A 12,012-nucleotide genomic window follows, 5' to 3' on the forward strand; every position below is an offset into this window, starting at 1 on the left:
CTTTATTCGGCCTTCGAATCGCGCCGCAGCAGCGCGCTGACCGCATCGCGCGGCGCCACGCCGTCGAACAGCACCGCGCAGACCGCTTGCGTGATCGGCATTTCGATCGCATGAGCACGTGCGATCGCGAGTACCGCCTTCGCGCAGCGCACTCCTTCGGCCACGTGACCGAGGCCGCCGAGGATGTCGTCCAGCGTGCGGCCCGTGGCGAGTTGCAGGCCCACGGTGCGGTTGCGCGACAGATCGCCGGTAGCGGTCAGAATCAGATCGCCGAGGCCGGTGAGCCCGGTAAAGGTTTCCGCGCGGCCACCGAGCGTCACGCCAAGACGCGACATTTCGGCGAGGCCGCGCGTGATCAGCGCCGCGCGTGCATTGAGGCCGAGGCCGAGGCCATCGGCGATGCCCGTCGCGATGGCGAGCACGTTTTTCACCGCGCCGCCCACTTCGACGCCGACGACGTCGTCGCCGGTATAGATGCGCATCGCGCCGTGATGGAACGCCGCGACCGTGCGTTCGCGGCACGCCGCCGACGAACTCGCGATCGTCAACGCAACCGGCAGCCCCTGTCCGACTTCGCGCGCGAAGCTCGGTCCGGACAACACGCCGTTGCTCGCATGCTCGGGCAATTCCGCCACGACCGCCTGATGCGGCAGCAGTTGCGAATCGGCTTCGAACCCCTTGCATAGCCACACGAAATGCGCGGGCACCTTGCCCGCGTCGCGCATCGCGCGCAACAGACCGCGCAGGCCAGCGACCGGCGTCGCGATCACGCATAGCGCAGCGTCGGCGAGCGCGTGATCGAGCGCCGCGCCGAGATCCGCTTCATAGCGAAGCGCGGGCGGCAACGCGACGCCCGCCAGATAGCGGGCGTTTTGATGCGAAGTGGAAAGCTCGGCGATGAGCGCGGACTCGCGCGCCCACAACACCGTGTCGTGCCTTAAGGCCAGATGGCCGGCGAGGGCGGTGCCCCAAGCGCCAGCGCCGAGAACGGCGACTTTCATAGCCGGCACTGCGCGCGGCGCCTTAATGCGTGACGCCTTTTTGCGCCGCGCCGTCCTGCTGTGCCGCGCTCATTTGCGCGAGACGCTGCTCGTACAGCGCCTGGAAGTTGATCTCGGCGAGGTGGATCGGCGGGAAGCCGGCGCGGGTGATCGCATCGGCGATGTTCGAGCGAAGGTACGGGAACAGGATGGTCGGGCATGCAATCCCGACGAGCGGATCGATCTGCTCGGCAGGAATGTTGCGAATGTCAAAAATGCCGGCCTGTTTCGCTTCGATCAGGAACGCGACCTTGTCCGACACCTTGGCCGTCACCGTGCCCGTCACGAGAATTTCGAACACGGATTCCGCGAGGCGCTCGGCCTTCACGTCGACTTCGACTTCGACCGACGGCATTTCCTGCTCGAGGAAGATCGCCGGCGAATTCGGCTGCTCGAGCGACATGTCCTTCAGATAGATGCGCTGGATGTTGAAGAACGGCTGGTTATTCTCGTCGGACATGATGGTGATTCCCTGATAGGTATGCGTGGCGGCGGCCGATGTGCGCATGGGCCGCCAGATTATTGCGCCGGCCCGCCGGCTCCACGAGGAGCGCGCACGCGCCGGCTTATCGAGTGGTCCGCCCGCTCGCGCGGCGCGAAACGCGCGAACTCAGGCTGCTTCGAGCAGCGGCGTCAGACCGCCCGCGCGATCGAGCGCGGAAAGGTCATCATAGCCGCCGACATGCGTCTCGCCGATGAACACCTGCGGCACCGTGCGACGACCGGTCCTGGTCATCATCTCCGCACGACGGGCCGGGTCTTTGTCGATCAGTACTTTCTCAACCTGCTCGACGCCGCGCGACTTTAAAAGACGTTCGGCCATCTGGCAATACGGGCACACCTGGGTGCTGTACATGATCACTTTGTTCACTTGGCTGCTCCTTGTTTCACAACCGGCATACCGGCTTTCTGCCAGGCGTCGACGCCGCCCTCGAGAACATGGACTTCCGCGTATCCCGCTTCCTGCACGATACGCGCGGCCTTGTTCGACTGCTGGCCGGTCTGGCACACCAGCAGCACCGGGTTGCTCTTGTTCTTCGGGAGTTGCGCGGCCTTCGCCTGCAACTCCGCGAATTCGAAATGCCGCGCCGAGGGCAGGTGCCCCTTGGCGTAATCGGCGGACGGCCGCAGATCGATGACCGCCGCGTTGCGCCGGTTGATTAGTTGGGTGGCTTCAGCGGCCGACAGGCCGCCGCGTCCACGCCGGGTGATGGTCGGCCACAGTAGCAATCCACCGGAGATAAGGACGATTGCGATCAGGACAAGGTTTGTGTATTCGGTGAAAAACTTCACGGAGGATCCGCCGGAAAGAGAGAAATCGAAAAGGTCAACCTGACCATTATAAAATAACCGTCTGATGCGATGGCGATGCGCCGCTAGAGGCGCCGCACAGCGCGAGACCGCTTCCTCACTACCGACCGGCAATTCTCATGTACAAACTCGTTCTCATCCGCCACGGCGAATCGACGTGGAACAAGGAAAACCGCTTCACCGGCTGGGTCGACGTCGACCTCACCGAGCAGGGCAATCTCGAGGCCCAGCAGGCGGGCGTGCTGCTGAAGGAAGCGGGCTACACGTTCGACATCGCCTACACGTCGGTGCTCAAGCGCGCGATCCGCACGCTGTGGCACGTGCAGGACCAGATGGATCTGATGTACCTGCCCGTCGTGCATTCGTGGCGCCTGAACGAACGCCACTACGGCGCGCTGTCGGGTCTGAACAAGGCCGAAACCGCCGCGAAGTTCGGCGACGAGCAGGTGCTGGTCTGGCGCCGCAGCTACGACACGCCGCCGCCCGCGCTCGAGCCGACCGACGAGCGCGCGCCCTATGCCGATCCGCGCTACGCGAAGGTGCCGCGCGAGCAGCTGCCGCTGACCGAGTGCCTGAAAGACACCGTCGCGCGCGTGCTGCCGCTGTGGAACGAGTCGATCGCGCCGGCCATCACGTCGGGCCGCAGCATCCTGATCGCCGCGCACGGCAACTCGATTCGCGCGCTGGTCAAATACCTCGACAACATCTCGGACAGCGACATCGTCGGCCTCAACATTCCGAACGGCGTGCCGCTCGTCTATGAACTCGACGACAACCTGAAGCCGATCAAGCACTACTATCTCGGCGACCAGGACGCGATCGCCAAGGCGCAAGCCGCGGTCGCGAGCCAGGGCAAGGCGGGCTGATCGAGCGTTGCCGGCCGCGGCCCCGCGCCACCAAGACGCGCGGGGTCGCACGCAGACAACCGGGCCGGCAAGAAATACTGTATTGCGCCCGGTGGCCGGAGTCGGGCCGCTGCAGGAGTCAGCGTGGCGGCGACCGCATCCGTAGGTCTTGCGCGGCAGGTCTCGGTTTCGAGCCGCCGAGAGTCATGTCGCACGGCTCGCCATCCGCTGTCCGGATCGCAAGAACCAGGGCCTTCCCGTACTGTCGAAGCACGATTGCCTGCACCGCGCCCTGAGCAGGCGGGTGTGCAGTTATACTTGTCCGTCCAATCTTTATCGACGCTGCCACGCGCATCCGACCGCAACAGACTCTATGCGAAAGAACCTGAAAAATATCGGCCTGATTGCCGCGGGCCTTGCTACCGGTGTTTTTGCCACCCTGCAATACTCCGCCTCGGCCCAGCAACCCGCTAGCGCCGCGGTCGCCCCGCTGCCGCTAGACCAGCTCAGGCTTTTCGCCGAAGTGTTTGGGCAGATCAAGCACGAATACGTCGAACCGGTCGAAGACAAGAAGCTCCTCACCGCAGCGATCAAGGGCATGGTGTCGAGCCTCGACCCGCACTCGTCGTACCTCGACAGGACCGACTACGAAGAGCTGCAGGAGCAGACCAAGGGCCGCTTCGCGGGCCTCGGCATCGAAATTTCGTCGGAAGACGGCCTGATCAAGGTGATTTCGCCAATCGAAGACACGCCCGCGTTCCGCGCCGGCATCCGTCCGGGCGACCTGATCACGCGCATCAACGACAAGCCCGTGCGCGGCATGACGCTCGACCAGGCGGTCAAGCAGATGCGCGGCGACCCGGGCACCAAGGTCACGCTGACCATCTTCCGCAAGACCGACGACCGCACGTTCCCGCTCACCGTCACACGCGCGATCATCAAGGTGCAGTCCGTGAAGGGCAAGATCGTTGCGCCGGGCTTCGCGTATGTGCGCATCACGAGCTTCCAGGAACGCACCACGCCCGACCTCGCGGCCAAGCTGCAGGATCTCGCGCGCCAGGAGCCGAACCTGAAGGGCCTGATCCTCGACCTGCGCAACAACGGCGGCGGTTTGCTGCAGAGCGCGGTCGGCGTCGCGGGCGCGTTCCTGCCGCCGAGTTCGGTGGTGGTGTCGACCAACGGTCAGATTCCGGATTCGAAGCAGATCTATCGCGACACCTACGATAACTACCGCCTGCAATCGTTCGACAGCGATCCGCTCAAGGACGTCCCGGCCATCTTCAAGACCGTGCCGATGGTCGTACTGACCAATGCGTACTCGGCGTCGGCGTCGGAAATCGTCGCGGGCGCGCTGCAGGATCAGCACCGCGCACTGATCCTCGGCAAGACCACGTTCGGCAAAGGCTCGGTGCAAACCGTGCGTCCCATGACGGCCGACACCGCGTTGCGCCTGACCACCGCGTATTACTACACGCCGAGCGGCCGTTCGATCCAGAACAAGGGCATCCGCCCGGACCTTCCGGTCGATCAATACGCGGACGGCGATCCGGACGACGCGCTCGTAACCCGCGAGGTCGACTACTCGAATCACCTGGCGAACACGCAGGACCCGAACGAGAAGAAGGAAGCGGAGCAACGCGAGCAGGAGCGCATGGATCAGTTGCGTCAGCTCGAAGAGCAGAACGACAAGAAGACGCCGGAACAGCGTCAGAAGGAGCGCGACCGCAAGCCGGTCGAGTTCGGTTCGACCGACGACTTCATGTTGCAACAGGCGGTCGACAAGCTCGAAGGCAAGCCGGTTCAGGAATCCAAGTCGCTGATGGAGCGCCGGCTCGCGCAGAACAAGCCGGGCACGTCGGCCTCCGCGCCGGTGGCGGTGAAGCCGACGCAACCGGTGCCGGGCGCATCGGGACCGGCGCCGGCTTCGGCACCGGCACCCGCTGGCAAGTAAGTTCGAGAATAAGCTGGAAAATAAGCAACGAACCGCGCGTGTCTTCGCAGCACGATAGCCTGCGAAGACACGCCGCAAGAGTCTCGGCAAAGGCCGCCGCATAGCCGGCGGCGTCTCACGGCAAGCCGCAACAGCCACCCTCCCCGCGCGATTAAAATAACAGCCACGAATGCGCGCCGCGGACCCCCGGTCTGCCTCTCCCTGCGCGACATAGCGACACACTCACGCGCCCGCCATGAATGACGATCAACTCCTTCGCTACTCCCGCCATATCCTCGTCGACGAAATCGGCATCGAGGCGCAGCAGCGTTTTATCGACGCCCATGCAATCATCGTCGGCGCGGGCGGGCTCGGTTCGCCGGTCGCGCTGTATCTCGCGGCGGCGGGCGTCGGCCGTCTGACACTCGTCGATGCAGATACCGTCGACCTGACCAATCTGCAGCGGCAGATCCTGCACGTGAGCGCGTCGGTTGGACGCAGCAAGGTCGAGTCCGGGCGCGACCTGCTCGCGCAGATCAATCCCGAGGTCGTCGTCAATCCGGTGGCCGAACGCGTCGACGATGCGTGGCTGGATCGCGAGGTGCCGCACGCCAATGTCGTGCTCGATTGCACCGACAACTTCGCGACGCGTCACGCGATCAACCGCGCGTGCGTCAAGCATCGCGTGCCGCTCGTGTCGGGCGCGGCGCTGCGCTTCGACGGCCAGATCAGCACTTTCGATTTCCGCAACGAAGCGTCGCCATGCTACGCGTGCGTGTTTCCCGAAGACCAGCCGTTCGAGGAAGTCGCATGCTCGACGATGGGCGTGTTCGCGCCGACGGTCGGCATCATCGGTTCGATGCAGGCCGCCGAAGCGCTGAAGTTGATCGGCGAAATCGGCACGCCGCTCGTGGGACGCCTGACGATGCTCGATTCGCTGCGGATGGAATGGAACACGATGCGCATCGGACGTCAGCTGGATTGTCCGGTGTGCGGCCACGCGCACGGGTCCTGAGGCGGTTCCATGCTACTCGCGACGAAGCGCCTCGGGTTCAAACCAGCGCGACCCGCTTGAGCGCCGCCTGCACCTCTTCCGGCTCGAACGAAGCCAGCACATCGGCCACCGGCTTCTCCAGCGTCTTCAGATGCGAGCGCAGTACCTCCTGCTTAACCTCGAGCAGTTGGCTCGGATGCATCGAAAACTCGGTCAGGCCCATGCCGAGCAACAGACGCGTCAACGCCGGATCGCCCGCCATCTCACCGCATACCGACACGGGCACGCCCGCGCGCTTCGCCTCGCGCAGCGTGAACGCGATCAGATGCAGCACGGCCGGGTGCAGCGGATCGTACAGATGCGCGACCGCGTTGTCCGAGCGATCGATCGCGAGCGTGTACTGAATCAGATCGTTGGTGCCGATCGACAGAAAATCGAGCCGCTTCAGAAACAGCGGCAACGCGATCGCGGCGGCCGGAATCTCGATCATCGCGCCGACCTGCACGTTCGGATCGTAAGCGATACCCGCGTCGTCGAGTTGACGCTTGGCTTCACGGATCAGATCGAGCGTCTGGTCGATTTCCTGCGCGTGCGCGAGCATCGGGATCAGGATCTTCACCTTGCCGAATGCCGACGCGCGCAGGATAGCGCGCAGCTGCGTGAGGAACATCTGCGGCTCGGACAGGCTCCAGCGAATCGCTCGCAAACCGAGCGCCGGATTCGCGGCGGTCTCGTAGCCGTCGCTGCTGGCCATCGAATCGAGCGGCTTGTCGGCGCCGACGTCGATCGTGCGGATCGTGACCGGCAAGCCGTTCATTAGCTCGACCGCGCGACGATATGCGCTGAACTGCGCCTCCTCTTCGGGCATCCGGTGCTTGTGATTCATGAACAGGAACTCGGTGCGGAACAGACCCACGCCGGTCGCGCCCGATTCGATCGCCGCGCGCGCGTCGTCCGGCAATTCGATGTTCGCGCACAGTTCGATGCGCGTGCCGCACAGCGTTTGCGTCGGCGAGAACTTGAGCCGTTGCAGCTTGCGCTGCTCCAGCTCCTTCTCGCTTTGCCGGTACGAGTATTCCTCGAGCACGATCGGCGCGGGATCGACGATCACAATGCCGTGGTCGCCATCGACGATGATCAGATCGTCCTGGCGGATCAGCGCGCTCGCATGCTGCACGCCGACCGCGGCCGGAATGCCGAGGCTGCGCGCGACGATCGCGGTGTGCGACGTGCGCCCGCCCAGATCGGTGACGAAGCCCTGGAACGTCTGTGTCTTGAACTGCATCATGTCGGCCGGCGCGATGTCGTGCGCGACCACGATCATCTCGTCGCATGCGCCATGCACGTTGTTGACGATGCCCGGCGCGCCCGCGAGTGCCTTCAACACGCGCTCGACGACCTGCTCGATGTCGGCCTTGCGCTCGCGCAGGTATTCGTCTTCGATAGTGTCGAAATGGCGCGACAGTCTTTCGAGCTGTTCGGTCAGCGCCCATTCGACGTTGTAGCGGCGCGTGCGGATCAAGTCGATGGTTTCCTGCACGAGCATGGCGTCGTTCAGGATCATCGTATGAACGTCGATGAATGCGCCCACTTCGCTAGGGGCATCGGCGGCGAGATCGGCGCGCAATACATTGAGTTCTTCATGCACGCGTTGCTGAGCCGCGCGAAAACGCTCGATCTCCCCTTCGATCTGGGCAAGTTCGATCAGATAGTGGTCTACGTCGAGTGCTGCCGGGGCGATCAGATAGGCCCGCCCGATGGCGATACCCCGTGACACGGGAATTCCATGCAGCGTGAATGACACGCGCACCTCCTCTAGTTGTGTGATGCCGCGGCAAAGCGCTGCAATGCTCTCAGACTGTACCAGGCATTATAAATTCCGCGCCTTCGTAATGTATGTTCGGGGTGTGTGCAGCGCAGCACGAATCATCGTATTCAGGTGTCGTCGTACCGAGCGAAGCTTCGCTTTATACGCGTCGCGCAAAATATATGGTTTAAACATTGAAAACGCATGTCGCCTTACACACTTTTCCCGATGGCTTTCGCTCCGCTTCTAGATCCCTTCAATGTCGATTAACAGGCGCCTCATCTGATATTCAAATGTCGGCTGCGAAAAAAAGCCGCGGACTGAGCCGCGGCATTTCGTCGATCGCAAAACGCGCGGCTTTATTGACCTTCGCCGAATTTTTCGGCGATCAGTTTCAACAGCGCGTCCATCGCTTCCTTTTCGTCGGCGCCTTCCGTTTCGATCAGCACGGTACTGCCGATGCCAGCGGCCAGCATCATCACGCCCATGATGCTCTTCGCGTTGATACGACGGCCATTGCGGCTCATCCAGATTTCCGCCTGGTAGTTGCCCGCGAGTTGCGTCAACTTGGCCGACGCGCGCGCGTGCAGCCCCAGCTTGTTCACAATAGTCGTTTCCTGTTGCAGCATGTGATGGTCCGAAGCGCGGGTGAATGAAATGGTGAAAGGTGAAACCACAAAGCGGCTGCAATGCGATTGAAGCCAGTGCGAAGCCGTTTGAATCTGTCAAAGCTTGCCTGCGAACCAGCCCGATTTACAGGCCGGGCGCGTCCGTCTTTTGCGTCAGATCGGCATCGGGCGGTAACGCGGGAACACAATCGGCGGGCGCCGCGTCGGGTGGCAGCGCCGGCAGGCAAGCGGCCGAGCAGACTGGCGACGCGACCGCTTCCGGCGTCGCCGGTCCGATCGCGTGCACACCCTTGGTCGCACCGGCGAGCGCCTTGTCGACGAGCGTGTCGAGCGGCGTGGCGCGATAGCAGACCGCGCGCACCAGCATCGGCAGATTGACGCCGCACAGCACGCGCACGTCCGGCACGTTGGCGAGCCGGCCCGCGATGTTGGCCGGCGTCGCGCCGAACATGTCGGTCAGCACAAGCGCGCCGTTCTCTTCCTTCAGCCGCGCGACTTCCGAATTCGCAAACGCAACGACCTGCGTGGGATCGCAATCCGGCGACACGTCGATCACGCCGATACGCGCCGGCAAACCGCCATAGATGTGGGAAATGCAATCGCGCAACGCGGTGGCGAATGGAGCGTGCGCAATGATCAGAATGCCTGCCATGTCAGCCTTACTGCAAAAGAACGGCCCCAAACCGCGGACCGGGACTCGAGCCCGGTTCGCCATCGCCCACGACCGGCCGTGGATCGCGAGGGCGGGAATGCATCGTCGGGCGAGCGGGCATTGTAGCAGCCTCATTTTCGCGCCAATCCCGACGGCGCGCCTGATGCGGGTTTACTACACAGATTGGGGGTAGGACCGGCCAATCAAGGCCGCCGCGTCGACCTGCCTCACGAGGGCCACGCGTCAGCCGACCGCGCGCTCCAGCGCGTCGACGAACATGGCGGCGACGTCGAAGCCGGTCTGGTCCATGATCTCGCGGAAACACGTCGGGCTCGTGACGTTCACTTCGGTGAGCCAGTCGCCGATCGCATCGAGCCCAACCAGCAGCAAGCCACGCGCCGCCAGCACCGGCGCCAAGGTATCGGCGATCTTGCGATCGTGCCCGCTGAGCGGCCGCGCCACTCCCAGCCCGCCGGCTGCCAGATTGCCACGCACCTCATTACCCTGAGGAATACGCGCGAGCGAGTACGGCACCGCTTCGCCACCGATCAGCAGAATGCGCTTGTCACCCTCCTTGATCTCGGGGATGAATTTCTGCGCCATCACCGAGCGCGCGCCGTCGTGGCTCAGCATTTCGATGATCGAGCCCAGGTTCATGCCGTCCGCCTTCACGCGGAACACGCCCATGCCGCCCATGCCGTCGAGCGGCTTCAGAATCACGTCGCCGTGCTGTTCGTGAAACGCGCGCAGACGCGCCGGGTCGCGCGTGACCAGCGTCGGCGCGACGAACTGCGCGAACTCGCCGATCGCGAGCTTCTCCGAATGATCGCGAATCGCCTGCGGCTTGTTGAAGATCCGCGCGCCGCCGCGCTCGGCCAGTTCGAGCAGCCACGTCGACGTCACATATTCCATGTCGAACGGCGGGTCCTTGCGCATCACGACCGCGCCGAAGCTCGCCAGCGCGCGCGGCGCCGCGGCATCGGCGGCGAACCACACGTCACGATGCAGATCGGTGGTATCGCCGGTGATCGCGATGCGTTGCACGTTCGCCTCGACATCGCCGCCCGTCCACGCCAGATGCTTCGGCTCGCAGGTGTACACCGTGTGACCGCGCCGCGCCGCATCGGCCATCATCGCGTAGGTCGTGTCTTTGTAGATCTTGAAATGGTTGAGCGGATCGGCGATGAAAAGAATGTCCATGAAGGTTCCGGTGCGCCCTGACAGGCGTGACATTGTTCGTCAATATAGTCTGTGAAGACGGCGATGGCGGCACGTGTGCCGCCATCTTGCCGCGCGGGCTGGCTTAGACCTGGATCGCTTCGGGATCGGTCTTTTCGAGTTCGACCGATGCGGCCAGCAACCCCAGCCGCGCCACGACGCCATACATATAGAAGCGGTTCGGCGGCGCCGCGCCGGGCTTGGCGTGCGCATCGGGCAGCGCCGTATGTTCGAAGCCGAGCGGCACGAAGTGCATGCCCGGCGCGTTCAGGTTCTGGTCGCGCTCGCGGCTGCCGTGCACGCGATAGAAGCCGCCCACCACATAGCGGTCGATCATGTAGACGACCGGCTCGGCAACTTCCTCGCCGATGCGCTCGAACGTGTACACGCCTTCCTGCACGATCACGTCGTGCACTTCGAGGCCGTCTTTGGTCGCCGCCATGCGCGTGCGTTCGCGCTTCGTGAGCGCGGCGACTTCCGACGCATCGTGCACGGTCATCACGCCCATGCCGTAGGTGCCCGCATCGGACTTGATCACGACATACGGTTTTTCGGAGATGCCGTACTCGCGATACTTGCGCGCGATCTTCTTCAACACGCCGTCGATCGCATCGGCAAGGGCTTCCTCGCCGGTGCGCTGCTGGAAGTCGACGCCCTCGACGTGCGCGAAGTACGGGTTGATCATCCAAGGATCGATTTCGACCATCTTCGCGAACTTCTTCGCGACGTCGTCATAACACGAGAAATGCGTCGACTTGCGACGCACCGCCCAGCCCGCATGCAGCGGCGGCAGCAGGTATTGCTCGTGCAGATTTTCGAGCACGGGCGGAATGCCACCGGACAGATCGTTGTTCAGCAGGATCGAGCACGGGTCGAAGTTCTTCAGACCAAGGCGCCGCTGCGAGCGCTCGAGCGGTTCGAGCACCAGCTTCTGGCCGTCCGACAGCGCAATCGTGACCGGGCCGTTGATGGTTTCGTCGAGCGTGCCGAAGCGTACGTTCAGACCCGCCTGGCGCATGATCGACGCAAGCCGGGCGACGTTTTCGAGGTAGAACGCGTTGCGGGTGTGACGCTCGGGAATGACGAGCAGATTCTTCGCGTCCGGGCAGATCTTTTCGATCGAGGCCATCGCGGCCTGCACCGCGAGCGGCAGCACTTCCTGCGGCAGGTTATTGAATGCGCCGGGAAACAGATTGGTGTCGACCGGCGCGAGCTTGAAGCCCGCGTTACGCAGATCGACGGAACAGTAGAACGGCGGCGTGTGCTCCTGCCATTCGAGCCGGAACCAGCGTTCGATAGCGGGCGTGGCGTCGAGGATCTTCCGCTCGAGGTCGAGCAGCGGGCCGTTTAACGCCGTAACTAGGTGCGGAACCATTGATCACTCGCAGACTGGAGAAAAAAGATTGTAGAGCAAATGCTTTGTCCATTTGGGGACGGTTTCTCCATTCGCAAGCAGACTCGAATGCATTCTCCCTATCTCGATGATAGGCGCGGAAAATTGCTGTCCGCAACCCGATCAGCAAGAAAAAAGCCCGCCATGAAGACGGGCCAAATCGCTGCGCTTGCCAACCATTTCGTGATCCGGC

Annotated in this window: 12 protein-coding genes; 3 read left to right on the forward strand and 9 right to left on the reverse strand. The window is 63.6% G+C overall.

Annotated features, from left to right (window positions below):
- Positions 1 to 2 precede the first annotated feature (2 nt).
- The 4 genes from F6X42_RS25900 to F6X42_RS25915 form a co-directional block, all read right to left on the reverse strand.
- Positions 3 to 1,001, reverse strand: coding sequence for an NAD(P)H-dependent glycerol-3-phosphate dehydrogenase (locus tag F6X42_RS25900; protein WP_187636922.1), 999 nt, complete (start codon positions 999 to 1,001; stop codon positions 3 to 5).
- Between the two features lie 22 nt (positions 1,002 to 1,023).
- Positions 1,024 to 1,500 carry a protein-export chaperone SecB gene (secB, locus tag F6X42_RS25905; protein ID WP_187636923.1) on the reverse strand — a complete coding sequence of 159 codons (477 nt, stop codon included), beginning with the start codon at positions 1,498 to 1,500 and terminating at the stop codon, positions 1,024 to 1,026.
- A 150-nt stretch (positions 1,501 to 1,650) separates the two neighbouring features.
- Complete coding sequence (gene grxC, locus F6X42_RS25910) at positions 1,651 to 1,911, reverse strand: glutaredoxin 3 (protein WP_187636924.1); 261 nt, start codon at positions 1,909 to 1,911, stop codon at positions 1,651 to 1,653.
- Positions 1,908 to 2,333, reverse strand: a complete 426-nt coding sequence (locus F6X42_RS25915; RefSeq protein ID WP_187636925.1) for a rhodanese-like domain-containing protein — start codon at positions 2,331 to 2,333, stop codon at positions 1,908 to 1,910. The genes grxC and F6X42_RS25915 overlap by 4 nt, the downstream gene beginning before the upstream one ends.
- Positions 2,334 to 2,470: 137 nt before the next feature.
- Here F6X42_RS25915 and gpmA point away from each other — a divergent pair, with 137 nt between their 5' ends.
- The 3 genes from gpmA (at position 2,471) to F6X42_RS25930 (ending at position 6,141) form a co-directional block, all read left to right on the forward strand.
- Positions 2,471 to 3,217: a 2,3-diphosphoglycerate-dependent phosphoglycerate mutase gene (gene gpmA / locus F6X42_RS25920; RefSeq protein WP_187636926.1), complete on the forward strand. Its 747-nt coding sequence runs from the start codon at positions 2,471 to 2,473 to the stop codon at positions 3,215 to 3,217.
- 352 nt (positions 3,218 to 3,569) lie between these two features.
- Positions 3,570 to 5,147: a S41 family peptidase gene (locus F6X42_RS25925; RefSeq protein ID WP_187636927.1), complete on the forward strand. Its 1,578-nt coding sequence runs from the start codon at positions 3,570 to 3,572 to the stop codon at positions 5,145 to 5,147.
- 235 nt (positions 5,148 to 5,382) lie between these two features.
- Positions 5,383 to 6,141, forward strand: coding sequence for a HesA/MoeB/ThiF family protein (locus F6X42_RS25930; protein ID WP_187636928.1), 759 nt, complete (start codon positions 5,383 to 5,385; stop codon positions 6,139 to 6,141).
- Positions 6,142 to 6,178: 37 nt separating this feature from the next.
- On the opposite strand, the gene ptsP is transcribed toward F6X42_RS25930, so the two are convergent.
- The 5 genes from ptsP to gshA all read right to left on the reverse strand — a co-directional run bounded on the left by ptsP (position 6,179) and on the right by gshA (position 11,801).
- On the reverse strand, positions 6,179 to 7,924 hold the full coding sequence (gene ptsP / locus F6X42_RS25935) for a phosphoenolpyruvate--protein phosphotransferase (RefSeq protein WP_187636929.1): 1,746 nt from the start codon (positions 7,922 to 7,924) through the stop codon (positions 6,179 to 6,181).
- 362 nt (positions 7,925 to 8,286) lie between these two features.
- On the reverse strand, positions 8,287 to 8,556 hold the full coding sequence (locus F6X42_RS25940) for an HPr family phosphocarrier protein (RefSeq protein WP_187636930.1): 270 nt from the start codon (positions 8,554 to 8,556) through the stop codon (positions 8,287 to 8,289).
- Between the two features lie 124 nt (positions 8,557 to 8,680).
- Entirely contained in the window at positions 8,681 to 9,208 is a 528-nt protein-coding gene (locus tag F6X42_RS25945) for a PTS sugar transporter subunit IIA (RefSeq protein WP_187636931.1), read from the reverse strand.
- A 243-nt stretch (positions 9,209 to 9,451) separates the two neighbouring features.
- Positions 9,452 to 10,408 carry a glutathione synthase gene (gene gshB / locus F6X42_RS25950; RefSeq protein WP_187636932.1) on the reverse strand — a complete coding sequence of 319 codons (957 nt, stop codon included), beginning with the start codon at positions 10,406 to 10,408 and terminating at the stop codon, positions 9,452 to 9,454.
- 103 nt (positions 10,409 to 10,511) lie between these two features.
- The gene (gene gshA, locus F6X42_RS25955) at positions 10,512 to 11,801 is read right to left on the reverse strand and encodes a glutamate--cysteine ligase (protein WP_018434736.1); all 1,290 of its coding nucleotides are present in this window, start codon (positions 11,799 to 11,801) and stop codon (positions 10,512 to 10,514) included.
- Positions 11,802 to 12,012: the final 211 nt, after the last annotated feature.

This window comes from Paraburkholderia podalyriae, from assembly GCF_014397785.1.
In the GTDB taxonomy this organism is placed as follows: Bacteria; Pseudomonadota; Gammaproteobacteria; order Burkholderiales; family Burkholderiaceae; genus Paraburkholderia; species Paraburkholderia podalyriae.